General features: G+C 41.9%; 24 protein-coding genes. 8 read left to right on the top strand and 16 right to left on the bottom strand.

Annotated features, from left to right (window positions below; translation table 11 throughout):
• The first annotated feature begins 40 nt into the window (after nucleotides 1-40).
• Complete coding sequence (locus FD725_RS01750; protein ID WP_179046549.1) at nucleotides 41-310, top strand: YciI family protein; 270 nt, start codon at nucleotides 41-43, stop codon at nucleotides 308-310.
• A gap of 53 nt (nucleotides 311-363) precedes the next feature.
• Here the strand turns inward: FD725_RS01750 and FD725_RS01745 are convergent, their stop codons facing one another.
• On the bottom strand, nucleotides 364-576 hold the full coding sequence (locus FD725_RS01745; protein ID WP_179046548.1) for a helix-turn-helix domain-containing protein: 213 nt from the start codon (nucleotides 574-576) through the stop codon (nucleotides 364-366).
• A gap of 212 nt (nucleotides 577-788) precedes the next feature.
• Between FD725_RS01745 and FD725_RS01740 the strand changes: the two genes are divergently transcribed.
• The 3 genes from FD725_RS01740 to FD725_RS01730 all read left to right on the top strand — a co-directional run bounded on the left by FD725_RS01740 (nucleotide 789) and on the right by FD725_RS01730 (nucleotide 4,479).
• Nucleotides 789-1,250 (top strand): hypothetical protein, encoded by a 462-nt coding sequence (locus FD725_RS01740; RefSeq protein WP_179046547.1) that lies wholly within the window; start codon nucleotides 789-791, stop codon nucleotides 1,248-1,250.
• 223 nt (nucleotides 1,251-1,473) lie between these two features.
• Nucleotides 1,474-2,784 carry an adenylate/guanylate cyclase domain-containing protein gene (locus tag FD725_RS01735; protein WP_179046546.1) on the top strand — a complete coding sequence of 437 codons (1,311 nt, stop codon included), beginning with the start codon at nucleotides 1,474-1,476 and terminating at the stop codon, nucleotides 2,782-2,784.
• A gap of 354 nt (nucleotides 2,785-3,138) precedes the next feature.
• A complete protein-coding gene (locus FD725_RS01730) occupies nucleotides 3,139-4,479 on the top strand; it encodes a PrsW family glutamic-type intramembrane protease (protein WP_179046545.1) in 1,341 nt (446 codons plus the stop codon).
• 274 nt (nucleotides 4,480-4,753) lie between these two features.
• Here FD725_RS01730 and FD725_RS01725 read toward each other — a convergent pair whose 3' ends face one another.
• The 4 genes from FD725_RS01725 to FD725_RS01710 form a co-directional block, all read right to left on the bottom strand.
• Entirely contained in the window at nucleotides 4,754-5,401 is a 648-nt protein-coding gene (locus tag FD725_RS01725) for a hypothetical protein (protein ID WP_179046544.1), read from the bottom strand.
• Nucleotides 5,402-5,731: 330 nt separating this feature from the next.
• Nucleotides 5,732-7,306, bottom strand: coding sequence for a CHAT domain-containing protein (locus FD725_RS01720; protein WP_179046543.1), 1,575 nt, complete (start codon nucleotides 7,304-7,306; stop codon nucleotides 5,732-5,734).
• Between the two features lie 121 nt (nucleotides 7,307-7,427).
• Nucleotides 7,428-9,674 carry a PP2C family serine/threonine-protein phosphatase gene (locus FD725_RS01715; protein WP_179046542.1) on the bottom strand — a complete coding sequence of 749 codons (2,247 nt, stop codon included), beginning with the start codon at nucleotides 9,672-9,674 and terminating at the stop codon, nucleotides 7,428-7,430.
• 591 nt (nucleotides 9,675-10,265) lie between these two features.
• Nucleotides 10,266-10,622: an NAD(P)H-quinone oxidoreductase subunit M gene (locus FD725_RS01710; RefSeq protein ID WP_179046541.1), complete on the bottom strand. Its 357-nt coding sequence runs from the start codon at nucleotides 10,620-10,622 to the stop codon at nucleotides 10,266-10,268.
• Nucleotides 10,623-11,650: 1,028 nt separating this feature from the next.
• Between FD725_RS01710 and FD725_RS01705 the strand changes: the two genes are divergently transcribed.
• Nucleotides 11,651-11,932, top strand: a complete 282-nt coding sequence (locus FD725_RS01705; RefSeq protein ID WP_179046540.1) for an Npun_R1517 family heterocyst differentiation transcriptional regulator — start codon at nucleotides 11,651-11,653, stop codon at nucleotides 11,930-11,932.
• A gap of 335 nt (nucleotides 11,933-12,267) precedes the next feature.
• Here FD725_RS01705 and FD725_RS01700 read toward each other — a convergent pair whose 3' ends face one another.
• From FD725_RS01700 to FD725_RS01675, 6 genes are all read right to left on the bottom strand, one after another.
• A complete protein-coding gene (locus tag FD725_RS01700; RefSeq protein ID WP_179046539.1) occupies nucleotides 12,268-12,963 on the bottom strand; it encodes a response regulator transcription factor in 696 nt (231 codons plus the stop codon).
• A 289-nt stretch (nucleotides 12,964-13,252) separates the two neighbouring features.
• On the bottom strand, nucleotides 13,253-13,549 hold the full coding sequence (locus FD725_RS01695; RefSeq protein ID WP_179046538.1) for a 2Fe-2S iron-sulfur cluster-binding protein: 297 nt from the start codon (nucleotides 13,547-13,549) through the stop codon (nucleotides 13,253-13,255).
• 222 nt (nucleotides 13,550-13,771) lie between these two features.
• Entirely contained in the window at nucleotides 13,772-13,909 is a 138-nt protein-coding gene (locus FD725_RS01690; RefSeq protein ID WP_006195022.1) for a photosystem II reaction center protein K, read from the bottom strand.
• Nucleotides 13,910-14,097: 188 nt separating this feature from the next.
• Nucleotides 14,098-15,216 (bottom strand): tRNA guanosine(34) transglycosylase Tgt, encoded by a 1,119-nt coding sequence (tgt, locus tag FD725_RS01685; RefSeq protein ID WP_179046537.1) that lies wholly within the window; start codon nucleotides 15,214-15,216, stop codon nucleotides 14,098-14,100.
• Between the two features lie 138 nt (nucleotides 15,217-15,354).
• On the bottom strand, nucleotides 15,355-15,807 hold the full coding sequence (locus tag FD725_RS01680) for a hypothetical protein (protein ID WP_179046536.1): 453 nt from the start codon (nucleotides 15,805-15,807) through the stop codon (nucleotides 15,355-15,357).
• Nucleotides 15,808-16,049: 242 nt separating this feature from the next.
• Nucleotides 16,050-16,211 carry a hypothetical protein gene (locus tag FD725_RS01675; protein WP_179046535.1) on the bottom strand — a complete coding sequence of 54 codons (162 nt, stop codon included), beginning with the start codon at nucleotides 16,209-16,211 and terminating at the stop codon, nucleotides 16,050-16,052.
• An 81-nt stretch (nucleotides 16,212-16,292) separates the two neighbouring features.
• On the opposite strand from FD725_RS01675, the gene FD725_RS01670 reads away from it, so the two are divergent.
• Entirely contained in the window at nucleotides 16,293-16,949 is a 657-nt protein-coding gene (locus tag FD725_RS01670) for a glutathione S-transferase family protein (protein ID WP_179046534.1), read from the top strand.
• A 123-nt stretch (nucleotides 16,950-17,072) separates the two neighbouring features.
• Here the strand turns inward: FD725_RS01670 and FD725_RS01665 are convergent, their stop codons facing one another.
• The 3 genes from FD725_RS01665 to FD725_RS01655 form a co-directional block, all read right to left on the bottom strand.
• The gene (locus FD725_RS01665; protein WP_179046533.1) at nucleotides 17,073-17,498 is read right to left on the bottom strand and encodes a type II toxin-antitoxin system VapC family toxin; all 426 of its coding nucleotides are present in this window, start codon (nucleotides 17,496-17,498) and stop codon (nucleotides 17,073-17,075) included.
• Nucleotides 17,488-17,724: a hypothetical protein gene (locus FD725_RS01660; RefSeq protein WP_179046532.1), complete on the bottom strand. Its 237-nt coding sequence runs from the start codon at nucleotides 17,722-17,724 to the stop codon at nucleotides 17,488-17,490. The genes FD725_RS01665 and FD725_RS01660 overlap by 11 nt, the downstream gene beginning before the upstream one ends.
• A 188-nt stretch (nucleotides 17,725-17,912) precedes the next feature.
• Nucleotides 17,913-20,471, bottom strand: a complete 2,559-nt coding sequence (locus FD725_RS01655; protein ID WP_179046531.1) for a CHAT domain-containing protein — start codon at nucleotides 20,469-20,471, stop codon at nucleotides 17,913-17,915.
• A gap of 146 nt (nucleotides 20,472-20,617) precedes the next feature.
• Between FD725_RS01655 and FD725_RS01650 the strand changes: the two genes are divergently transcribed.
• Both FD725_RS01650 and FD725_RS01645 read left to right on the top strand, forming a co-directional pair.
• Nucleotides 20,618-21,538, top strand: coding sequence for a HipA-like protein (locus tag FD725_RS01650; RefSeq protein ID WP_179046530.1), 921 nt, complete (start codon nucleotides 20,618-20,620; stop codon nucleotides 21,536-21,538).
• Complete coding sequence (locus FD725_RS01645) at nucleotides 21,535-22,362, top strand: HIRAN domain-containing protein (protein ID WP_179046529.1); 828 nt, start codon at nucleotides 21,535-21,537, stop codon at nucleotides 22,360-22,362. The genes FD725_RS01650 and FD725_RS01645 overlap by 4 nt, the downstream gene beginning before the upstream one ends.
• An 18-nt stretch (nucleotides 22,363-22,380) precedes the next feature.
• On the opposite strand, the gene FD725_RS01640 is transcribed toward FD725_RS01645, so the two are convergent.
• Both FD725_RS01640 and FD725_RS01635 read right to left on the bottom strand, forming a co-directional pair.
• Nucleotides 22,381-25,629: an S-layer family protein gene (locus FD725_RS01640; protein ID WP_179046528.1), complete on the bottom strand. Its 3,249-nt coding sequence runs from the start codon at nucleotides 25,627-25,629 to the stop codon at nucleotides 22,381-22,383.
• 157 nt (nucleotides 25,630-25,786) lie between these two features.
• Nucleotides 25,787-26,764, bottom strand: coding sequence for an aldo/keto reductase (locus tag FD725_RS01635; protein WP_179046527.1), 978 nt, complete (start codon nucleotides 26,762-26,764; stop codon nucleotides 25,787-25,789).
• Nucleotides 26,765-26,791 lie beyond the last annotated feature (27 nt).

Genomic DNA, 26,791 nt, shown 5'->3' with positions numbered 1-26,791 from the left:
TGACTATTATGATTAGGTTTGAATTTTGCATTAAATATCTATGCCTAAATACATCCTCTGGGGAACTTACTGCGAAGACGTACTAGAAAAACGTGTCCCTTATCGCCAAGCTCATTTAGATGGATTAGCTAATCAAAAAGCATCTGGCGTTTTAATTACCATCGGCCCTACTAAAGATGTCACCAAAGTCTTTGGAATTTACGAAGCTGAAGACGAAGCCATTGTCAGACAATTGATTGAAAATGACCCCTACTGGCAACATGGTATCTGGACTGAGTATTCTGTGAAAGAGTGGATTCAAGCTATTTAACGAAGCTTGGTGTCTCAGCGCTCTAAAAACGATCGCTACCACCAAACTATCATTCATTCCTGGACAACCTCAACTAACTCTTCAATCATCACATCAAAGGTTTTTGCTAGCTTCTGAATCGCCGTAAAATCCACAGTTGCCAATCCAGGCGATCGCGCATAGGTTCTCAGAGTGCTGTAAACTACACCAGAACGGTCAGATACTTCTTTCAACGTCCAACCCTTTTGGGCAGCGTACTCTCGAATCTTGAGGCGAATCATTCCCATAATCTTTACTATCGATGACTTGTATGAGTCGTCGATTTATTGTATCATATAAAACGATCACTCCCCGGCCTAGGAAACTGAAGAGCGATCGCTAAATTTACAATAGGCATCTCGGAGAAACCTCGAATCCTCTCTATTCAAAAATCATCTTTTTTTAGAAGAATCATCTTTCTTTACGAGAATCATCTTTTTTTTCACGAGAATTATCTTTTATGGTATCATCACTCCAGGGTAAAGCGCTTGCCATCCGCGCATCAAAAATTATTCACAAATCGTTTACTCCTCACCCACTAGCACGATTTGTCACAGAAGAAGCAATTTGTTTGATGTTCCGCATTGCTTTTGATGATATCTACACCGTGGAATGTTGGCGATATGTAGTTTATGTCCACGCCAAGGGTGTAAGTAGCTTTGTTAGCTATGCCGATTTTCCGCCCATTGTGGGAGTACAAGCACCAACAACAAGAGACTTTATCAAGTGGCGCAAGCGATGGCGTAAAAATCACGATGGTGTTTACCGCCAGCAAGCTCCATCATGGTGGGCAGAATTTTTTGTCAATGAGTTTTGGCAAGCGTCCTCAGAAGAAGAGTTACACAATTGGAGTCAATTAGTCAGCTTAATTAAATTTGCCTTTCCTGAAGACACTTTGCCGCTTAAAAGTCTAGTTAACTGAGTAAACTTATCTCTCTCTAGTAATTACACTGCTGCCAAACTGGGTAAAAGTGCTAAACATGGAAAATGTTCTGGCAGGTTTCGTTCTTCCCCAACAGAATAATTCGTTAATATGGTCAGGTTTTTCAGTGACTCAACTATGTAGCAAGTTACTGCTTATTTTTGATAGGGGAATCTATTTATCTTGCTGCAAAAAAATAATAGCAAAAGCTCAATTCTGAATCATGATTCATCTCAATCAGCCTAACAAAACTCAACTAGATGCACTGATCAATCATCGACAGCCTGACTGGCAACAGCAACACAACCAGGAAAAGTCTTATAAAGAACAGCGCCACCGCTTTATGCTTAAACGTCTGCGATTACAGACTTTGATTATGTTATTAGCTGGTGTCACTATCATTGCATATTTTCTCTGGACTAATCCATACCCAGAAGGAAAAATGCAAGCTTTGAAAATTGGTTTTATTGTAGAAATATTTATTTTAATTTGTGGGATTTTATGTAAAACTTCTATAGGTTATCGTTTTCCTGACCTAATTTTTCTGAGTTTATGTTGGTCTGTAACTTGTGCTGTACAAATTGATATAGCCTTGATATTTAACAACTTAGAACCCAGGATCGGTCTGTGGAGTCTCATGTTTTTGACTCAAGCAACAATTATGCCTGTGCTGTGGCGAATGCACTTAATATCCCAGGTGGGAACCATTATTTGTTATTTATTATTATTTACGATTTATCGACCTATTTTAGAATATCCTATTAATTTTTATATAGAACAAGGATTATATTTATTTTGGACTTGTGCTATTTGTGTAATCTCCGTTTTTTTATATGAACAACTAAAAAAACAGGAATTCAAAGCGAGTAAAGAACTAGAAATTGCCCAACAACAATCAGAGAAATTATTATTAAATATCTTCCCTGAGGTAATTGCTGAACAATTAAAACAGCAACATACTACTATTGCTAACAGTTTTCATGAAGTCACAGTTTTATTTGCCGATATTGTTGGTTTTACAGAACTATCATCTCGGATATCACCAGCGATACTAGTAGAATTACTAAATAAAATATTCTGTTTATTTGACGAATTAGCAGAACGTCATGGTGTGGAGAAAATTAAAACAATTGGGGATGCTTATATGGCAGTTGCCGGCTTACCTAACTACCATGATGATCATGCGATCGCTATTGCCAATATGGCTCTAGATATGCAAAATGCCCTCACTCAGTTCAATCAGTCCAATAATCAGTACTTTCGTATCCGCATTGGCATTAGTACAGGGCCAGTGGTAGCAGGAGTGATAGGACTGAAAAAGTTTGCTTATGATCTTTGGGGGGATACAGTCAATACTGCCAGTAGAATGGAATCACACGGGATAGCAGGTAGTATCCAGGTTTGTCAAACAACCTATGCTTTGCTCCAAGATAAGTATCTGTTAGAAGAACGAGGGATGATTCAGGTCAAGGGTAAAGGGGAAATGATGACTTATTTACTCAAGGGGAATAGGGGAGAAGGGAATAGGCAATAGGCAATAGGCAATAGGCAATAGGCAATAGGGAAGAAGGTTATTTGAGTTGTACTGGGTTTTTCAGAAATTCAATAGGGATTTTATACTAAAAATTTGTTCAATTGTTGTACATATTATTGATGATCATTAGCTGAGAATTGCAATATCTTATAAATAACGTACAAAGAATACTTTTTGTAGTGAGAATAGTTGTCACAATTAGAGAAAACAAATTTAAATTTTCTGTGAGTAAAATTTAAAATTATTCGCAGGAAGTGAAGCTATAGTGTATTTAATGCTGCTGTTGGTGTGGCTGAGGTTAGTTCCAACTGGCAAGGTATTTTGTGAATTAGTTTGGAGAGATACTCTAACTCGATGACAGGCAAAAACGCAAGACATAATGCTTTTCTGCGGCTGGTGTCTGGTAATGGAGCAGCATTTGGGTCGGAATCTCGCTACTCGCTTACCAGTAAAGAAGTAGTAATTGGTCGTGATCCTAGCTGTCAAGTTGTCTTAGATGCCATGATGTATCGGATGGTATCCCGTCGTCATGCTGTGGTTCGTCCCGTCGCTTCATCTGTAGATAACACTTTTAGTTGGGTGCTTTGTGATTTGAATAGTGCTAATGGCACTTATTTAAATGAGCAGCGTTTATATGGATGTCAGGAATTACACCCAGGCGATCGCATTTCTTTGGGTGCTGATGGGCCACAGTTCCTGTTTGAGTATGCAGTTGCAGCTCAACCAACGGTGATTACTAACCAAGGTACACCCTTAACTTCGGCAAAACAGCAAACCCCATCCAAGCCAGACTCTATCAGCTTCACTCAACTTTTCCCGATTATTTCTACCGGTAAGGATTTAACTAGCAAAGCTTACCTTGTCCCAGGAATGCTCACTGTAGTATTTGTGGTGCTAATGTTTGCCACCGTCGGTCAGCCCCAGGTTAATCAAGTGATCGTGGCAACTTACATAGCCTTAGCTGCATATTACTTTATTTACCAACTTTGTGGTAAACCTAAGCCTTGGTGGGTATTAGTGAGTGCAGCTTTGTGTACAACTCTAATTTTGCTCAGTCCCCTATTAAATTTATTTATCTATATTTTTCGAGAAGTCCTTCCTGGTAGCGTACCACCTATCGATCAGCCTATCAACAGCCTCACAGAATTATTTGTGGGATACTTTTTTGGTGCTGGGTTGATGGAGGAATTACTCAAAGCTTTACCAATATTGGGAGCGTATCTGATTGCTTTGGGATTACCTTCTCCTTGGCGAGAACGAATCGGTGTTTGGGAACCTTTGGACGGTATTCTGTTGGGGACGGCTTCGGCTGTTGGCTTTACTTTGCTGGAAACTTTAGGACAATATGTACCAGCTGCATCTCTCCAAGCAGGTACAGAAGTAGGTTTGCAAGTTTTGATTGCCAGGATTTTGGGTTTGCCTGCCGGACATATGGCTTATAGCGGTTATCTGGGATATTTTATCGGGTTAGCTGCTCTCAAACCTCGTTATGCCAAGCAGATTTTGGCCGTTGGCTATCTCAGCGCTGCCGCACTTCACGCTTTATGGAATACAGCCGGACACAGTAATAATTTATTGTTGGTGGTTGTTGGGGTGTTATCTTATGCTTTTTTGATGGCTGCTATTCTCAAGGCTAGGGCTTTGTCACCAACGCGATCGCAAAATTTTGCTACTCGCTTTTTGGGGCCGAAGTGAAGAGGATGGGGAAGAGGCTAGACGCTAAAGGCTAGTCTTTATGGACTTGTGATTTCAGCACAGGCTAATGAACTGTTACCCCAATATCACTTTCTTCAGTAATTTTTATGTCTTAGGATAGATGGTGTTAATTTTGCTATCCACTTATGGTTAGATGATGGTGATATGGGTAGGTTTGAAGGTTAGAGATAAAAATTCTGTCAAATCCCCATAAAAATATTCACCGTGAGCAAAACTCACTGTTTATCTGAACTAGATGGAAATTGATCAGAACTTAGGCTTCGGGTTGGGAGTCATCAAGTTGTCTGAGGACGTAATAGGCGATCGCTACACTAATTTTGGCTTGTTCTATTTCTGATAGGTTAGCCCATTCTTGATGCTCAACATTATTAATTACAGATGTTAGGGTTTGTGGTTCGCTGCTACGCATAGCGTAGGCATAGGGTCGAGTCAAAACTGACAAATCATCTGTTGCCCATGTGGGTAATACAGTTTGGACACACTCGGCTAGTTGTTCTGCTAGGGATTGTGATGATGTGAAAATCTCCGTCGCTTTGTTGGCGATGGCATTGAGCCAACCTTCGGGCAATCTCGATACAAATGCTTTTGGTAAACTTTCTTGAAGCTGATCGATAACTGCACTACTTGTAGTATGATTGTAGTGTGATGAAGTTTCAACTTCTGACCATAAAGTATCTAGCTGCCCATAAAAAGTGGCAGATCTAGTGGTGAGTTCTTCGTCCAATACATCGTGGATGGCAAACTGCCTTTCTAGTTCGTCAAAATACACTGCTGATTCATCATCGGCTGGATTCCAAGGATAGGTAGCATCCTCTGGTTCTAATAAAACTGCTAATAATTCTAATTCCATTTGCGATCCTACAGAATGGCAAGCATCTGAACCGTTAATTTGATGAATCATTAGATTGCCTCCTGTTAAACTAATTTAGTTGACATTGACAGCTACACTGCTCAGATTTAGATTTCCGCAAAAAAACAGTTTTTTTAAAATGCCCAAAGCGAGTATTTAAGTTTGCTCCTGGTGATGGCTAAATAATCAATAAAATGATTTTTGCTGTTTTATTTGTTTTCTTGCACATTTTTTAGTAACTTGAGATTTCATGGTACTGTAAGTGTCAATTTTTGGTTGTGTGATCTCTGGGTTAATACTGATTAATCTTATAGAGCTAGTCTAAGCATATCGTGCCATTGATTGCTGACAACCGACTATTGACAAAATCAAATTTTTACATCAAGAGTTTTCAATCATAAATTCCCAAATTTCTCCTTTAGAGCTACCAAACTTTAATTGCATTCCCGACTTTAAGGGAACTTCCTCACGGAGGATTTGTTGCCAACCATTAGGGCTTAAAAACCAAGTTGTGCCATAGGTAGAAAAATCCCGGAGATAATAAGCACGGGCGGGAATTTTCCCAGTAAAAGTATTACGGCAGATGATTTCGGCGTGTCGTTTAGAAACCGAGGGTTCAGGAATGACGATATCATTATCCTTGGTGCGACCGATGCGGGTGACACCAGAACGTAAAAACCAACTGCGTCCCCCAGGGGCAAGCGATCGCAAACAGGCCATCGGCACTGCCGCATTGCTGGGGATTGCCGTTTCTGGCATTTCGGTGATCCCTTCATCAAAACTTTTGATCAGTTCGCCATCAAAGTCCGGATGGAGATAGAGAACTGGTAAAGTCCAGGCTGGTTGATTGTACTTATATAGTGTTAACAATTCTTGTCTAGCTTCTGCTACTGCTTCATCGATGGGTTTGCGCGATCGCAATGCTTCGGCAAAGGCTTGAATAAAACTGTGACTTTCATGATCAGCAATTTCATCCCGCATGGCCAACACTGCTGGCACACCATGACGGATTAACACTTCTGTCAAACTACTAGCTGGGATGGCTTGATGATTCACTGCTGCTGGTTGTGCGCCCCAACAGGCGTTAAAAACTGCTAATTTGATGGCATTACGAGTTAAAACTTGGGCTAATTCTATGCCATTAAGGCTCATGTTTGGGCGTAAAAATAGTAATCCGCCATCTGGGTTTGGCAAACCATGACCGGCGTAGAAAAAGACGTTGTATGCCTTGGTTTCTAACTCTTGGATTAACTCTTGGGGAGTGGGTTGCAGGAGTGTTTTGACTGTACATGGTGCGTATGCTGAGGAGTGAATACTTGCTGGCATACCATTTAAGAGGGTTTGTTCTAGGATAGCGGCTTCTTTTTGCAGTTGTAGGTTTTGATCATGTCCCAGAACTAAGAGAATTTTTAGAGCCTGATCGGTACGTAAAGATGGTAGAGGCTCGACTTCGCTGGTAGTGCGGCTAAAGAGCAAATCTGGTGAGAGGGATATGGCCGACTGCCCAGGTTCGCGCTGCATAATTTCCCAAGGTAGAGCCATGAGATCCGGGTCACGCACTTCTAAACGAAAGCGTAGCCGTGTATGCTGACCCATAGCTAGACCACGACTGCGTTCTAAACTACCAAGGATTGACCCTTCAAATACCCAACGCCACAGATTTAAGCCTAAGTACTGCATCAGACGACTGCCATAACCAGTGTTTTGTCCAGATGGAGGTGAGACTAGATTCCACGGAACTGGTTTAGCTAAATCAGGGTTGCTAGAGGAAATATAAATACCACTGTGGCCAGCAAACATCTGCTGCCACTCTTGCCAAATTTTAGTTAGTTCGGGAGGCCAGGCAGAGTCACGCAGAACGTAACCACTAGGATAGGGAGCTTTTACCACCCAAATGGCGAAACTATCTTTGCCAGTGTTGATGAGACGGGCGATCGCCAAGTTCAAGGATGGCATGGATTCACAAAACTAAAAGTTAAAAACAGATAATCTTTCACAAAGTCTTCATGAAGAAGAACTTCTTCTTCATGAATGTTAGTTTTATTTATTATCTGTATTATTTCAGATTTTTACTAGTCTATCGATTATTTGCTGGAGTTGCACTGGTATTGTTTGGTGTATTGGGTGCAGGGGGTAAGGTTTCTGGTGAGGGAGAGACGAAATCACAGGGACTATCTTGATTTGGTTGTAAAACGGTGACATCAGACGGTTTTAGTTTTGCTAGTTCGATTTCGATGGGTCTATCGACTGTGATATTCGCCGGAATTGGATTAGCGCACAATTTCAGATACACCTTGTCACCCCCAGAGTTAGGTAGGTTATTAATTTTTTTGTCAATGACTTTTAAAAAACTCTCAGGTGGTAATTTTTCCTTTTGATTCAAGGTAATTTCCCGCTTGGTTTTGATTACCCATTCAGCGGCGAGATTATTTAATGAGCGTGGGATTTGGGGAGATGGGGTAGTGATGGGCTGAGTTCTGGTTGGTCTGGGATTGTAAGTGGAGGGCGATCGCAATAACATAATCCAGTAGCCAATTAAGCCAGCAGCTGTAGCCAAGAGTAACAACACTAACAACTGTAAGGGGAATTTGCTGAGTGGGCTAGGTAGGTTATCGGGAATTACTTTGGGTTTCTGTTCCGGTTTACCTGCTAATGATGCTGGTGGTGTAGCTTGTGCAGCTAAATTGACAGTTTTGACCTTACTACTATCAGGAATGACTGCTTGGAGATTGATTTCTGGTTCAGTGTATTGCACTTGGCAATTGACTAAGGCAATGGTGACGTTATCGTGACCATTTTTAGTGTTGGCGATGTCTACTAGGCGATCAGCCACATTGACGATATTATCTTCACCAGTGAGAATTGGTAAGATTTCTGTTTCCCAGTAATCTTCCACTCTGTCAAAATCACTCAAGCCATCGGATGTAAGCAGAAATATGCTGTCTTCATCAATGATAAATCGCTGGGCTGTGGGGTGTAAGGAATTGCTAGGACTCATCCCCAGTGCTTGTACCAAAGAACCAGAACCACTTTGTTGTACAGCTTCTCGATAAACAGCGTAACCCAACCTCACCTCTCTAGAAGCTACATCGTCATCGAGAGTGACTTGATAACAGCCGTGACGGTTAATCCAGTAGGCACGACTATCTCCGACATGAGTAATATACATTTCATGGGCTACAGGTAATGCCATTACCAGGGTTGTACCCATGCGTTTACGTCCTTGACGATTTTCACTGTCATTGCGCTGGCTAATTTTGTCATTGACAATAGCGACAGCCCTTTCCAAATCAGCTATCAACAGCGAAGGCTCTAGATGATCTATAGGTAATTTTGTCAGTTGTTGTATCTGCTGCTGGATAGTTTCAATGGCTAAATTTGAGGCGACATTACCCCCTTCATGTCCACCAATTCCATCACAGACAATAGCTAGGGCGCTTGGTTGGGGTGGTTTACTCAGGAGTGTACCACTGGGAGGATAACAGGCATCTTCGTTACGCTGGCGACTGGGGCCAGTGTCGGTTTTGGTGACAATTTGAATCGTCGGTGTTTGCGTCTGGCCTAATTCTGCCAATCCTCGATCTAAAACGGCGATGAGTACTTCTGGTGATGTGATTTCACCTTGGAGGAGCCAACTACTAATTTGATGAACAAATGCCGATACTGCTGGTTTGGCTTCATTGTGTAAATGCTGCCAAAATTCCCCTAGTTGCCTTAACTCTGGTGCTGTGGCCGAGTCAGGATGCAATTCTAACAACCGGATTAATGCCCCTTCTACCCTTAATAATTGGGGGTTGAGGAGGCTAGAAACTACTCCTTCACTTTTTAAAGGTTGCCAGAGATGAGCAATTTGCCACAACCAATGTAATTGACGCATGGATGAGGCGTAGCGCCAAGCATCGGTAAATTCGCTACACAAATGCACTTGCTGCGCCACACTATCGGTAAATAGAGGCGGTTTTTCTAGTAAGAGAATATCACTATGGCTGCGTCCATCAGTTAAAGTGACAACCCCATAAATTTGTGGGATATGTAAGCGGTAGGGAATGAGTCTTAAATAAGGTCTGAGGGAATGTACATTGTCTAACTCTGGTGCTTGGGGTGGCAAACCAGGTCGAGTATCGAACACAACAGATTTAGTGATAATTAAATAGCGATCGCCTAATATTTCTCCGGGGCTACCTACACTCAAACTCTCTCCCACCGCCCATAAGTAACGCTTGGGTAAGGGTGTGCGGCATTGCTGGCAAAACTTATGTGTCAGAGGGTTAGCCGCCTGACAAAGTTCATTGGGACAGTAGAGTGTTGCCGCGTCATTTTCCATAGTGTTCGCACCGATCAGCGATTGGCAATTGTTTCAACAGCACGGGTAGCGGCAATGATTGAGACCGCTTAATATTTATTGAATTAAAGGTATCCAACTGAGGATCATGATTTTAGCTGGCAGATACCAGCAAATATTAATAATCAATTATTAGACTAAGGCAAACAAAGTACTCCTTTGTCAATCCTACAGCCTCATGATAACTTCTATCTTTCCATGACTTCCCTGGTGAGAGCTAACAACCTCGATCCTTGCACGCAAATATCACCATATGATATCTGTGCTTTTGGCTTTTAGTAGATTACCCTTGAAAAGCCACAAAAAACATGGTGTTTTTTAAGTTTATAAGTTGCTGAACAGTCATGAACTTTAATTAAGAATTAAGATGCTGATAGTTAGACAAATCTAGTACAAAATTCCAAAGCAAATAGTAACGTAAGTTGCTATGTGAGTCGGCTTTGATTTGGGAAATTATTTACTTAGGTGGGGATTGGGGATTGGGGATTGGGGATTGGGACTGGGAGAGAGTATTTATATAGGTTCTTTCCCCCATCTCCCCATCTCCCCATCTCCCTTGTTTCGTAACTCTACTTATTTGTCGTCAACCGCAACTTGTGGGAGTCCTAAGCTGTAGTTAGTGACACGAGCAGAGAGATTGTAGCTGATTTCGCCTTTTTGCAGGAGCGATCGCAAATAATGCTCCAAATCTGAACCAATCCGGCGTAAGTTATAGTCCGTGAGGTCTGCACCACTTGATGCTTCCACTAGTTCATCAAATTTTTGATAAATCTTTTGTAAGGCATCTTCATTCCAGTTAAATTCGTTGTCTGGATCTACATCCAACGTTAAGACTTGATTACTGGGAACTAGTTCGCCATCCCGGTCAATTTCTGCCGCAAAAATACGGATGTGGCGGGTTGTAGACTTGAGCAGGGTTGCATTGTCCATAGTCAGGATGTAGGAATTCAAGTTATTTACACTGAAATTATTGTAAACGCTATGCCTGGGCTTAAATCCTCTCGGAGTTAATTAGGTATGGAATCACAGGGGGACAAGGAAGGGGACAAGGAGAAAATTACTTAATTACTCTTTCCCCCCATCTCCCACTCCCCCCATCCCCTCATCCCCTCATCCCTCCATCCCCCCTGTCATGAAAAGATGATAATCCTCCTTGAGTCTTGCTCACTTTGAACAGAAATGCCGCAGTATAACTATTTGTGAAGTTTCAGCAATAATTGCACGAGTCTGTGGTGAGAAGATCATGTCTAGAAAAGTTCTCTTCTCTCTTGCCTGGATTGGTTTTCAACAATCATTGACTTATAGGTAATCTCTAACTGAAATTTTTACTGGTCTATGTATTAAGACTAAGGTCTGATTTTTTTATTACTCTTATTGTCTCTGTAGGTAATAAGAACTAAAAGAAAAAAGTCATTAAATTTTCTTTAGCGGCTCTTCGAGTCTATGTTATTGTTTAAAACCAAGATTTTACTCTTGCTTAATTTGTTCATCTACTTCGCACAAATTTAATGATGAAAAAAACGTACATTGAGTAAATTTACGGAAGAACGATAAAACCTTCTCTAGCTTTCATAAAATCTCAAAAAACAGGGTAATTACTTACGTGAAACCACGAAAAGTTCAGTAAAAACTCAAACTGTTATTGACGCTAAGATAAAGTTGATGTAAAAACCTTTAAAAAGCTAGAACAACTTCTTACAGAAACTTTATTGTATATAATCTCAAAAACTGAATAATAGTTATGGCTTGCCTGAACAACATCTGGCACAAGGAGACTAAAAAACTCTAGTAGTGAAGTCTATCTAGAAAACCCAGGAGAGTCCAATGCAATCTCAGTACTGTGGATGGAAAAAACGTTTGTAATACAGGTACAGCGAAGTCAAAAAACTATAAAGAAATTTTGCTGGTTACATATCTCTTTGCCCTTGTGACTACCAATTAAAGGAATTAACAAAACCATGAACTCGAAAGCATTACCACGGCAGATAAATAATATTGAAGTAGGTGTTTATGAGTGTGAAATACATCTCAAGTTCCGGTTGATTGAGGAGAAGAGTTTACTAGGCGATCGCGAGCAACTGTTACAGGTGCTTCTAGATGCTTTAACAGAAGGCTCTGACGACTTTTTAGAAATGTTCCAAGCATCTGTAAAAGCACAAGAGGTGTCTGAGTTTAAAGCATCACCGCAAATGCGCCGTCAGTTGATGCGTTTACGTAATGTTGTTGACAACACTCAATAGTGATAAATTAAAGTTGTGATTTGAGTAGTGGCAAATTAAATACTGAGCAGAAAACGTGAATTTTTTGTAGGTTATCTCATTTGCCTATTTACCTTTAATTGTGAGTTAGCTTGTATAACATAATGCTTTTGATACGAGCTACTATTCACCTTAATCTTAGAAAAGCTCAATCAAGCAACTTTAATTCAAGGGTAATAGGAAATAGAAAATAGGAAATAGAGTTATTGAAAATTAAGGCGTGTTGAGCTTTTTGTGAGCAAGCGCAGGCTACGCCAAAAAAATCAAACCGGAGTTGTATCTGAGGAATCTGGTTTGATTTATGAAGTAGACGTAAGTTACTTTGCTAGTCCGTGTTCCAAGGCAAAACGAACTAACTCCGTGCGGCTATTGGTGCCGGTTTTGCTAAATAAACGGCTAACATATTTTTCCACGTTCCGCACGCTGGTTTCTAGACGGCGGGCGATTTCTTTGTTCATTAATCCTTCGGCTACCAGATTTAATACACTCTGTTCTCTGGGAGTGAGATCAATTTTAAAAGGAGCCGGAGACAAAGAAATAGCGTTTCTTTGTGTTAAAAGTGCTTTAATTTGAGCAATTTGATTCGCTAATTCAGCAATATCTGGTGTTTCGCCATCTTCGCTTGTAGCTTGAGGCTTGGTATTACGACGAGTCAGCAGGTTTTCAACTATCGCTACTAGCTCATCTGGATCAAATGGCTTAGGCAGATAGGCATCAACACCAGCTTGATAACCTTGGATGCGATCGCTTGTCATCCCCTTAGCCGTTAAAAATACCACAGGTAAGGACTGGAAGCGAGGATCTGCTCGCAATTGCTTTAAAAACTGATAGCCATCGACTTGAGGCATCATAATGTCAGAAATCACCAAGTCGGGTGTATTTTGCTGCATCAAATCCCAACCCTCATTGGCGTTACTGGCCACTTGAACGCCGAAACCGCTTTCTTGTAAATAGTCTCTCACGGCTTCTCTTAATCCTGGTTCATCATCTACCAGTAACAATTGTGCTGACATTGAAAAGATTCCTTGCGTTTACCTATTTCCAATTTAGCGAAAGTTGACCAGCATTGAACAAAACAAGGATAAGGAAAACTGGAGTGAGGAAGTGAGGGAGTGAGGGAGTGCTGAGTGCTGAGTGCTGTTAGCGGTAGCGGGGCGTTTAGCCCGTGCTGAGTGATAACCAATGATCAAGTGTGATTGGAAACAGTCACGCACGGTTCTTAGGGGAGGAGCGAGATGCAACCCTCAAACCTTACCCGATCTTTCTTAGTCGCAAATACAAATGAAATTCAGACTCAAAAACTTAGGGTTTGGTGACTACACTTACTGGGCCATTAACTAAGGTTTGACAAGCCAAGCGGTAATTTGCGGGTTTTTTCTTTAACATTCGATTTTCTACATCTGTAGGAGTAGAAAGATTCTCTATACCCTCAACTATCTCGACAATACAAGTACCACACTGACCGTAGCCGCCACAGTTTGTCAGCTTACCAAACAACTTATAGATATCAACGCCATTTTCCATAGCTTTCAGCCGCAGGTTAGCGCCATCTGCTGCTATTACTTCCTTGTTTTCTTTGACAAATTTGATGTTGCCCATAACTGACTGATTCCTCGTTGACTGTAAGCTGACTAGTACTGTGTCAACCCAAAAATGACGGGTGAAACTGGGGAGTAGGAAGTAGAGAAAGAATTTTTCCTGACACTATCTTACTGAATTGCTCGTAATGTATTACAAAAAATTAAGAATTATCAATATAGAATAATTACAAAAAAATGGGACAGATAAACCATCTGTCCCAATTATTAGTTACGGTTTAACTTACCTAAATCCCACAGCAGCTTGCCAAACAAAAGCAAGCAATAAAAAGAAAACGGGAATAACTGGGAGAACATCTACGAGGGGGTCGAAGATTTGGTAAGCTTCAGGCAATTTTGCTAATAATAGTGCTGCTTCCATGTTTGTTTAAATCCACCTAATCCAACACAGCTTTCATAATTGAGATGTATCTTAACATGGTTTGGTCATTGGTCATTGGTCAATAGTCAATGGTCAATGGTCAATAGTCAGTACTAATCACTCAGGACTCTCTCACTCAGCACTCATTACTCAGCACGGGCTAAACGCCCCGCTACCGCTAACAGCACTCAATACTCAGCACTTGAATTGAGCCAGTGACCAAATTCTGCCATAAAGCGATCGCTTAATATTGCTTCCCTAATTTTTTGGGTAAAACGGACGAGTTCGGTGATGTTATGGATGCTCAACAAGGTGTAAGCTAGGATTTCTTGCGATCGCACTAAATGAGATATGTAGGCTCGACTAAAATTTTGGCAGGCATAACAAGGACAAGTTTCATCCATTGGCGTGAAATCGTCACGAAATTTAGCATTTTTTAGGTTCCAGCGTTCACCTTTGACCATTGCTGTACCGTGTCTTGCCCAACGAGTCGGAATTACACAGTCAAATAAATCTACACCAGAAGCGATCGCAATTACCATTTCTCGATAAGTTCCCACACCCATTAAGTAACGCGGTTTGTCAGGTGGTAATAATGGTGCTGTCGTTTGCACAATTTGAGCGATAAGTTCTGGCGGTTCTCCCACACTGACACCACCAATAGCATATCCGGGTAAATCTAATTGGGTTAAAGCATGGGCAGCTTGAGCGCGTAAATCTAAATATACCCCCCCTTGAACAATGCCAAATAAAGCCTGTTCTGGGCGTTGATGGGCTGTGATGCAGCGTTCCAACCAACGGTATGTTCTCTGTGTCGATGCTTCTACATCTTGATGAGTAGCTGGATAGGGGGGACATTCATCAAACGCCATGATTACATCAGCCCCTAAAGTATTTTGAATCTCAATTGAGCGTTCTGGGGTTAATTTAATAATCTGCCCATCGTGGGGTGAACGGAAAGTGACACCTTCTTCAGTAATTTTTCGCATCTCACTCAAGCTGAACACCTGAAACCCACCGGAATCTGTGAGTATCGGCCCCTTCCAGCCCATAAATTTATGCAACCCACCACCCCCAGCCACAATTCCTTCTCCTGGCTGGAGATGGAGATGATAAGTATTAGATAAGATCATTTGCGCCCCAGTCTCTTTTAGCTGGGCTGGGGTTACAGTTTTGACAGTGGCTAGTGTCCCCACTGGCATAAATTTAGGAGTTTCGACAAATCCATGAGGAGTAGAAAATAACCCGGCTCTGGCTTTAGTTTGGCTACACTGAGCTAGGGATTGGAAAGAAAATATAGCACTCAAGGTAAAAAGGCAACTGTTTAACTATATGGACAAACATAACAATTGGTAATGGATCAACAGTAATTGATTAATCATTACCCCTTACTGCCCATCTATTACCAATTTCTAACGTTTTGAGTATATGGTATTTTTTAAAACTTAAAACCCATCACAACAATCATCATCAATTTCTGCATCCCATCTAGCCGCTAGAACTTCTTCCATCATGGCTTCAATGGCGCTGACATTCCATTTTCTTTCCCGACGTTCTTGTAAAGGCGTGGAGAGGGGTATCAGTCGTAGACAAGTGCTTTCTTGCATCAAATCAAAGTAGGTTTCTTTTTGGGGTGATTGTTTTAACTGTAAGTAATCAAAACTGGCAACATTGATGTACAGCGCACTGTTGGCAACTAAAGTAGACCTTTGAGGGTTAGCAAAGACTTCCATCACATCCCCTTCACCCTCGCTCTGTAGCTTACCTTCTTGGGTGTAGATGTAGCGGACTCGACCTAAATCAGCTAGTAACCGCTTCATATCGAGTTTGTTGACAATGATGCCCGTGTCAACAATACACGGAGCTGGTACTTTGGTGTCGGGTAGATGATGACTCATAGAAAAATTGAAAATGAGCTAATTGGTGATCCAACATAGCCAGACAATTGGTTGCACAGCTCGTTGACCCTCTACATTAAAAAAATATCAACTTTTGAGAGCGATCGTCTAATTACTCAACGTAAATTGTTGATTTTTGGTTACAAAACAAAACCTGCTCAGAACTTGGCCTTGCTCAGTTTGTCCGCGTTCCATTATGATGTACGCGAAAAAATGTATGACCGAAACCAGCATAACAAACTTTAGGAAATGATTTCTGTATTGCCAGCAATCTTAGCTAAAGATTCAAAATTTAAGTGAGGGAATGAGAGAGTGCTGAGTGAGAGAGTGCTGTTAGCGGTAGCGGGGCGTTTAGCCCATGCTGAGTGATGAGTGCTGACTAATGACCATTGACCATTGACCATTGACTATTGACTATTGACTAATGACCAATCACACACCAATAGCCTTATATTTAGAAGCGTGGTTATGAACTGAGGGTGGCGATGCTGAAGTTTTACTACAATCCTATTTCTGTCAATGCACGTCGAGTTTGGGTGGCTTTACTAGAAAAACAAATCGCTTTTGAACCATTGTTGTTAAATCTGGATGGAGATCAGTTTCAAGATAGCTTTAGAGAAATCAATCCTCTCCAGCGTGTACCTGTTGTGGTAGATGATGGTTTGCGTGTGGTGGAATCCTTAGCCATTTTGGATTATTTAGAAGCAAAGTATCCTAGTCCATCGCTGATGCCTGGTGAGGTGGATGCGATCGCTAAAGTTCGTATGATAGAAATGACCACAGTCACAGAACTTCAACCTGCGACTATGATCTTGACTAGACCATTGGTAGAACTAGATACTGATGCGAAAAAATTGCAGTCTGCTGAAGAAAGTGTCACAAAAGTTTTGCAGTTTTATGAAACTCTTTTAGGACAGCAGACTTACTTTGCAGGTGATAAATTTACCCTAGCAGAAGTTGTGGCCGGCACAGTCATTCCTTCTCTGCCTTTATTTGGTTTTTCTTTGGATGACTATCCACGTTTATTAGCATGGGCAGAAAGACTAGAAGCAAGAGACAGTTGGCAACAAACAACCCCAGACTTCGCATCTCTTGCGGCCGCTATCCCCAACATCAAAGCGATTTTAGAACGGCGTTGTTAAATAGTCATTAGTCAATAGTCATTAGTCATTGGTCAATAGTCATTAGTCATTAGCATTTCTTCTTCTCCCTCACTCCCTCACTCAGCACTCCCTCACTCCCTCACTCAGCACTCCCTCACTCCCTCACTCAGCACTCTCTCTTAACAACGCGCGAAATCCTGCTTGTTGAAAATGTTCGTTTGCTGTTAGGGCTTCTGTGATTCCACTGTATTGCATGACAATAAAAGATACGCAATCAATAAAACCCCATTCTTTTTCTGGGCTGTCGCAGTATAGCTGGAAAGCTCTTTCGTATAATTCTGGGGATAGGGGGATGATTTCTACTTTGGGGTCGGATGCTAGAGAATTTAAGAGGACGATCGCTTGATGACGATTTGGTTGTTGAGATAGAACATTGCCAATTTCTAGCATGACTGTTTGTGTCGTGACTAGGCGTGTGCCGACTTCTTCTAGCAAGTTAGCTAATTGTACAGCTCGCTGATGTAAGCGATCGCGGGGGGAGGATAAGGCAATAGCAAAAGATGTGTCAAGAAATACTTCAGATTTCATGCTTCATTTCCTGACTATACAGATGATTATCGATGGTAGCCGACCAATCTAATGGCCCTTGTAGTTGGAGCGATCGCGCTGTCGCTAAAAAGGATACTGTTGTTTGAGTATCCGGTGGCAATATTTCTATACTTAACCTGACACGAGTATTAACTGGTAAAGCGATCGCTTCTGTGGGATAAAAGACTCTACCATCAAACACCGCCGCAATCATTTTTTCTGCCATATTCTTTGCACAGCGCATCAAATATATATAGTATGCTCACAGATGGCGATTGGGGAGTGGGGAGCTATTCATTTAGTTAGCCTTTGTTGGACACTCACCTTTATAGGACTTTGACCATTGACCATTGACCATTGACTATTGACAAAAAAGCCAGAAAACATAGTTACACTGCGTAAGTTCTAGTTTACTTAGAGCCAATTTCCTAGTAAGACGTAAGATGCCCAATAGATAGGATGGCGATAATCGGGATCTTTTAACAGTGAGAGTTGAGCTTGTCGCAGTGCTTCGGCTTTGGTGATTTGCTTAGTTGCTAGCTCTTTGTAAAATTCACCGATGAAACGAGCGCCTGATTCATCGTCTAGGCTCCAGAGGGAGGCTAGGGTGCTGCGTGCGCCTGCTTGAATGGCTACTCCCGCTAACCCTAGTGCAGCGCGTTTGTCTCCTTCGGCAGTTTCGCAGGCACTGAGGACAAGTAATTCTATGGGTTCTGGTCTAGTTTGTTCTCTACTATAGAGTAAATCTTTTAGTTCGTTGACTTTGACTGGTTTATCCCAAGCTAAGATAAAAGTCTCCTCTGCATTGGAACTGAATTGACCGTGGGTTGCTAGGTGTACGACAGAGAAGGGTAAAGAATCTATCTGTTTTCGTAAGGCTGAACTGGTAAATGTCTGATTTAATAAAACTTGGCTGGGTACTTCTGACTCAATGGCTTTTAATTCATCATTGACGTTTGGTAAAGAACTAAAGCCATGTCGTGCTTCTGTTAAGCCTGCAACTAGAGTTTTGAGATTACTTTGGCGTAAAGGACGTGGCCCCAATAACTCTAACCCTGGTGTGAGTGCAATACTATATTTCTCGACTAAATACTGTTTGCCATCATAGAGAGCTGCCATTGGCACATTTCGCAGGGAACCATCTAAGACGAAGACTAATGTTTTGCTCTGACTTTGAGATAATTCTGCTGCGATGGGGCGAATTAACCAGTCATAAACTTTTGCAGATAGAGCTTTTCCTTCTGGTGTGGTGTAAGGCTTTTCTAAATTTTGTCGGAGTTGTGCTGTAGCTGCTTCGACTTCAGTTTGAGATACCTTGACAGAATAGTGTATTAATGCTTGTTGGGGTAAACTTAAAATTACTTCTAGTTGATCTGGGAGAATGATGGGATAAATGATGGCGGCGGTTGACTGTTGAATTTGTTCGATGGGGACTATTTGTCCTTGCAGACAAGCTGAACGGAAAAAGTTATCTAGTTCGGCTAGCTGTAATGATTCAATTACCTGCCTGGCTTGTTTGATTTGAGTTTGGCTAGGTTTTAAGTTTGCGCCAGGATTTAAGAGTAGTTCTACATATTCACGATAGACAGGTTCTACAGTTTCCCGGAAAGAAAATTGGATATCACTGTTAATAGCGACTAAATCACTGCGTAGAGATTTCAGGGTGGTGAAGGCTACTTCATAGGCGGCTGTTGCTGGTTTAATTTCTCCTTGAGCTTTAAAGATTCTGCCTAACTGCCATTGCCATTGATAGGCTATCTCTGGTGCATTCAGGGCTTGGGCTAATTGTAAGGCTTGTTGGGTTAATTGTTGTGCGATCGCCCATTGTTGATTTTGTGCATACAATCCACCTAGATATCCTAAAGCATAAGATTCGGCTGGTTGATCATTTAATTTCTGCGCTTGCTGGATGGCTATAGCGAATAATTTAGCTGACTCGGCTTGTCTGTCGTTTCCCACATTTACCAAATTTTTAGCTAGCTTCATCTGAGCATAAATGGCGGAACGGCTGGGAGGTAGGTTGGTAAGTTGGGGTTGGAGTTGTAACCAAGTATTTTCGGCTTGTTTACTTTGTCCAGTTCCTATCAATAACTGAATTTGATTGATTTGAGCTTGAATTTTGGTAATGCTACTGGCTGATGCGGTAGTTGCTGCTTGTTCATAGTATTTTAAGGCATTCTTTGTATCACCTTGGGCGTAGGTTGTATTACCCAAATCTAGTAAGGTGGAACTGATTTCGGATTTGGATACACTACTTATACTGTTGACAATTTCCCAACTGGTTTGTAAAACTCTACGAGAATCACTAAGAGCGCCTACTGCTCTGAGAACATTGCCCAGACTACGTAATCCTGTACTCTGCAATTCTTTGTCTGGTTGATTTAACAGGGCTTGTTCTACTTCAGTTAAGGTTTTACGAGCTTGGAGATATAGCCCCAAGGCTTGTTGGGCTTGGGCTTGATTAACTAAGCTACCAATTCTTCCTGATGTATTCCCTGCTGTGGTATAAATGGCTGTTGCTTGTTGCCATGTGTTGAGCGCTGGTTCGGCTTTACCTTGAGCTAATTGTAAGCTGCCTTGAGTGTTGAGGGCTTGGGCTAAGATCAGTTTTGCTGATGGGGTGGGGTTTTGTAAGTTTTGCGTTAGTTGCAGACTCGAAGTAATGGCTGCGGTGGCTTGTTGCCATTGACCAAGTTGTTGATAGGCTAAGGAGAGATAATTTAGCACCATCGCTTGAGACAATTCTTGTGGTTCGGCTTTGAGTGCTAATTGCCAAGTATTTATAGCTTCGGCAAAGCGTTCGGCTTGGTAGAGTTGTTTGCCTTGTTGAATTAATTGTGTTGTTGTAGAAGGTGTGGGAGGAGATGCTTGGATTTGAGTTGATTCTTGGATCAGGGTTAGACTCGCACCTATGAAGACACAAAGTATGAAGGCTAGAATTTGACGAAAAAATCTCGGCTGTTTGTTTGCCATGTGAGGCCAAATTAGGAAAGGATAGATTGTTAGAAACTAGGGCTGAATAATTTCAATATCTACTGTAAATACTACTTTTGACAAATTCTCTGTTACCAATGGGCTATGCTTAATCCAGTGAAAAATGACTAGTCTCAATGACCTAAATGAATTCTATGCCTGAATTTCCCATTATTTTTGTTACCAAAGCCGATTATGAGCTTTCCAGTAACGAAGCGATGGGCAGCAAGTATAAATTTTGGTTTCAGCATGAACAACTTGGTCGTTGTCTATATAAACAAGTACGACAAAATTTAGGAGAAGATTGGGCAGAGAAAGTAGCATCAGAATTGTCTGATCTGCTAGGATTACCCCACGCCGCTTATCATCTAGCAGAAACTTGGGAAGGTAATCAGGGTGTAGTTTCACCCAACTTTTTACCACGAGGAGGGACACTTGTTCATGGCAATGAAATTCTCACGCCAATTGTGCCAAATTACCCTACTTTCGCCACCTACGGCGTATCGCAACATACAATAGATATTGTTCTGCAAGTAATAGAAGCATTGGATGTGGGTTTACCAATAGCTTGGACACCACCGAGCGGTATCCAAAAAGCAGTAGAAGTGTTTGTTGGCTACATTCTGTTAGATGCTTGGATTGGCAACGGAGATCGTCACCACGAAAACTGGGGTTTTGTGCGCTCGAAGGTGGCATCCACAGAAACTATACACTTAGCACCCACCTATGATCATGCCTCCTGTCTGGGACGTGACCTCTTTGACGAACAGAGACAGAAACGCTCAGTCGAGGCTTATGCAAATAAATGTTATTCTGCTTTTTATAACAGTGTTGAAAACAAAAAGCCCCTAAAAACTTTTGATGTATTTCACCGAGTTGCTTTCCGTTATCCCCAAGCTGCCCATATCTGGCTGGCGAGTCTTGAACGCATCTCAAGAGCGAATACGCGCTTGATTTTTAATCGCATTGACAAATCGCGTATCTCAAATGTTGCCATTGAGTTTGCACAGAAGATTTTGTCAGTCAATCAAAACAGGCTACTTGATTTAAGGAAATCGCTCCAGTGAAGACACAAAAAACACTATTTTTAGCTTGGCAAGACACGGAGAGTCGCTCTTGGTTTCCCATTGGTCGGTTAACATTTGATGGTGCAAGATACAAGTTTGTCTACACCCAAGGTGTAAAAGAGGCACAACAGATGTGCAGTTTTTCACCTTTATCTTCATTTCCTCACTTAGAAAAAGTATATACATCAACCCATTTATTTCCAGTCTTCTCTAATCGGTTGATGTCCCGTTCTCGCCCTGATTACGCCAATTTCCTTCAATGGCTGAATATTTCAGACCATGAAGATGATCCACTGACAATTCTAGCCCGTAGTAGTGGGAAACGTGAAACAGACAGCCTCACCGTTTTCCCCTGCCCACAGCCAGATGCAGCAGGGCAGTATCAGTTACACTTTTTCGCCCACGGGCTGCGACACCTGCCTGAATCTGCAATTGAGCGGATTAATCGCTTGCGGCCAGAAGAGAAGTTATGGTTAGCTCACGCCAGTTGCTGCAAGTCGGGAGACTCGTCCAACGCACTGGCTCACGAATTTCAAAACCCTCACGATTCCCAGGCATTAACTCTCCATACTGAGGATCACTATATCGTAGGTTATTGCCCACGGTACTTACGGAGTGAAGTTTTTGAGCTTCTTTGTCAAGACCCTAGTTCAGTAGACCTGCGTGTAGAGCGTGTAAATTTACCACCCACACCGTTCCAGTTCCGTCTATTGTGTAGGATAACTGCTTTATCCAAGGATGACTTTCGTCCTTTTTCTGGTAAAGAGTATCAACCGCTCATCAAGGAAGATGTCGCTACAGCATCCCTGATTTCTCCCCCTTAAATCATTTCACACAAAAAATTAATTTTGAGCAACTGGACAACTAACAGGTGTAAGGGCAGATTTATGTGGTGTGGGATTAGGTGCTTGGGCTACCAGGGTGACTTTACCATTAGCACTAATTACCCAACCTTGGGCTTCGACTATGGGGATGGGGGGTTGGGAAAGTTGTGTGTGTGGTTGGGTGTGACTGATATTTTCATTGGGTAAAGTATAGGTTTGTAAGTCTTGCCAGATGGCATCACGACTTAAAGCATCGCTGGGTTTGGGAGGTAAACCACCCCGACCTGTGACGACAAATTCACTTTGTTTGCTGGCTGTTGCACCAGTATTTCTACAGGTTTGGGCGATGAGGTTGGCTGCATCGACTACATTGGCTGGTAAAGCGACAAGTCCGCTACTGGGATCTACGCCGGGTGTGTTGATGGTGATTTCACCGCTAAATGAGGGGTTGGCTTGGGAAATGGCAGTGATATCACTAGTGGAGAGCGATCGCGGATCTAATAATGTGGGATCTGTAGTTCCTAATAATCTCTCTAAATCTGTGCGGGTGCGTGGTGTCAGTCCAAATATACTCTGGGCGGTAATATCTACTCTCCCCCCGTTACCTGTAAAGGCGTTGGCTGTAATATCATTATTTTCTAAGGAGGATGCAACGATAAATTTGGTGTTAATCTGAATGTTGCCTCCGTCTCCACTTTGCTGAGTAGTGCCGGCTGTGGTGGATATTCTGCTGTTGCGTCGTAATAACAAAGTATCTGGGACGTTCAGTTTGATATCACCGCCTGTGTTACTTGCTGTCTCCGCAGAGATGACCGCTTGGTTATTTAAGATTAATCTGTCGGCTTGGATATCAATTGTCCCGCCTATACCGCTACCTTGGTTATCAACGGCTATTTTTGCTCCATCACGGATGGTTAAAATTTTCGGGTCGATAAAAATGCTGCCACTATTCCCCGTTGAGGTGGCAGTCGTATTGGCAAAAATACCGCTATCATTATCTGCTAAGGTGATGCGATCGCTAACTCTTAAATTAATATTGCCGGCTTTGTTGCTACTGCTAGTTGAGGTGAGGAGTTGTCCACCACGGGTAACTTCTAAGATATCTGCTATGACTTCGATATTCCCAGCATCCCCAAATCCGTCTGTCTTACCATCAATGAAAGAGCGATCGCTAACTGATAAGATTTTAGTTGTCAGTTTAATTGTCCCACCATCACCCACGGCTTCAGTATTGACAAAACTTTCAATACGACTCGCTCCAGTAATGGCGATGGAATTACTAGCATTAAGATAAATATCCCCAGCATCGCCTTCGCCAAAGGTAGAACTATTAAATATTGCACCGTTAGTTAATGCCAGATTAGGTGTATTGATGATTAAGTCTCCACCATTGCCAACTGCCCCAGCCACTACTGTGGTAAATGCGCCACTAGATACATTTATACTAATGTTATTGAATAAATCGACAAAAGTAATTACACCATCAAAAATAGCGCGATCGCTAGCATTAATTACAATATTGCCGGCGTTTCCTTGACCTATCGTCCCCGCACCAATTTGGGAACCATTATTTACCAATACTGTTTTTGCCGTAATTAAGACATTACCACCCTGCCCTTCGCCAAATGTTGAGGCATCAACTACGGCATTATTGAGTAAAGAGAAGGAATTTGTCGTGATATCGATGTTTCCGCCTGCACCAACAGCACCTGGTTCTACCCGACTGAATGCACCTGTGTCTATGTTTATCCCACCCTTGTCATCAAATACCAAAGAATCACTAGCAGTGATTGTCATATTCCCCGCATTACCCTTACCCGCCGTCGTAGTCAGTATCTGTGCGCCATCAGTCACCAACAAGGATTTGGTCGTGATGCTGAGTTTTCCCCCATTACCTCGTCCATTAGTTCCTACTAAACTAGCCAGCAAACTTTCTTCACTCAAAAATATGGTATCTTGAGCAATAATCGTCACATTACCTGCATTTCCCTCCCCTACCGTGAGGTTACCTATTTGAGCGCCATTAGTTAGGGAGAGTCTATTTGTCTTTAATGTGAAATCGCCACTGTCACCTGTTCCCTCGGTTTGAGTTGCTATCCCTGTAAAATCACTATTACTGTAACCCAGTCCTTCTAGAGCAACTGAATCACTAGCATTAATGATGAGATTACCTGCTTTTTGCTGTCCAACTGTGGTTGTATATATTTGACCGCCATTCACTAAAGCCAAAGAGCGAGTATTTAATATCAGGTTAGCTCCTCTACCGCCATCTTCAGATATTACTAAGCTACCAATAGCGCTATTGATGCCAGTCAAAAATACAGTATCAGCAGCATTAATTAGCAGACTACCATCAGCATCGGCAGACGTATTATTATATATGTTTATTTGGGAAGTATGCAAAAGCTCTAAATTTCTGGCGTTGATGATGATACTACCGCTATTCTCAGTCGTTACATTGATGCTGGCTTGATTCACCAACGACACATCAGCACGTTCTACAACTTCTGGAAACTGCAACTTAAATTGATTATTACTAAAATCTAACCCTACTGTCCCTGCGTTTGCTAAACCTCCAAGCTCAACTCGACCACCAAAAGACAGCAGATATGTCCCATCTAAGCCGATATTACCACCAACAAAACCTAAAGTTTGACCATCAGCTCCTGGCAGAAACGCTGCTTGTAACTGAATATCTTTAGGGCGATCGCCTAATTGTAAACCCAAAGGTACATTCACAGCCAGTAGGGGTGCTGGTTGGGGATTTTTACTGCTGAAAAGTAATCCATTGTCAAACACCAAGCTATCTGCTGTACTGGCGATAAAAGAACCAGCAACATCTAACCGAGCATTCTGTCCAAATACAATCCCATTGGGATTAATTAAAAATAAATTAGCATTGCCTAAAACACCCAACGTCCCCAATATATTGGAACCGTTTTGACCTGTAATGCGAGTGAGAATATTTTCCACCCCTGTGGGATTGGAGAAATAAACCCTTTGCCCATCATCAATGCTAAACTCTTGGAAGCTATGAAACAAATTGTTACCTCTGACTGCACCGCCATCAATGCGATCGCCTATTTCGCCTTTAACCTCTACACCCTGTATTAACACTGATGTTTCATTACCCAGGGTAGTGTCTTCTTTAATTTCAGCAATTACAGGCTTTTCACCGACAAAAGCAGTCCCAAAGGCTGATAAAACCAACCCAAAACCTAAAAATCTCTTAACAGTCTCAGCAAATTTTGGTAACACAAAAATCATTACTAGTACTAGTATTGTTTTTATTAAAAAAATACTAATACTAAAGTAAGTAAGTCAGTGTTAATATTTCCAACCATTTAAGAAAATTTAGTCGTGCAGCACACCGTCACCAATTACCCATTACCTGATAACTGATAACTGATAACTGATAACTGGTTTAACTTTCCACCCTCGCCATCATAGCAGGTGTATAGCGATCGCCTGATGTCACAGATGCGAGTTGATCTAATTTGGCTAAATCTTCTGGTGTCAAGGCAACTTCAGTCGCCCCGACATTTTCTTCCAGGTAAGGTAAACGCTTAGTTCCGGGGATGGGAACGATGTCGTCGCCTTGATATAATAACCAGGCGATCGCAATTTGACTTTTTGTTGCACCTTTAGCTTGAGCAATTTGTGCTACCTCTTCCACAATTTGCAAGTTCTTGTCAAAGTTATCGCCCTGAAATCTGGGATCATAGCGTCGATAGTCATCTTCTGCTAAGTCTGCAAAACTCTGAATTTGCCCAGTCAGAAAACCCCGCCCAATAGGACTGTAAGGGACAAAGCCAATTTTCAATTCTCGCAAAGCTGGTAAAATTCTCGCTTCGGGACTGCGTTCCCATAGAGAATATTCTGTCTGCAAAGCACTAATGGGATGGACTGCATGAGCGCGTTTAATAGTTTCTACCCCAGCCTCGGATAAACCCAAGTAACGAACTTTACCCTGTTGCACCAATTCAGCTAATGCCCCAACAGTGTCTTCAATTGGCACATTTTGGTCTACACGATGTTGGTAAAATAAGTCAATATAATCAACCCCCAGCCTCAACAGAGAAGCATCACAAACCCGGCGTACATTCTCCGGTGAACTATCAGTACCTGATACCATACCATTACTGATAGCCAATCCAAATTTAGTAGCAATAACTACTTCATCTCTTCGTCCTTTGATAGCTCGACCTACTAGTTCCTCATTAGTATAGGGGCCATAGAGTTCAGCTGTATCTAGTAATGTAACACCCAGGTCAATTGCTCTGTGAATCACCCGAATTGCTTCCGCCTCATCCGCATCACCATAAGCGGAAGTCATTCCCATACAGCCTAAACCAATCTCGGAAACAGTCAAACCCTGGTTTCCCAACTGACGTTTTTTCATAATATGGCTAAATTATTTTTTAACACA

Source organism: Nostoc sp. TCL26-01 (assembly GCF_013393945.1).
Classification (GTDB): domain Bacteria; phylum Cyanobacteriota; class Cyanobacteriia; order Cyanobacteriales; family Nostocaceae; genus Trichormus.
The sequence above is the reverse complement of the archived record's forward strand: the minus strand, read 5'-3'. Positions and strand labels throughout refer to the sequence as shown.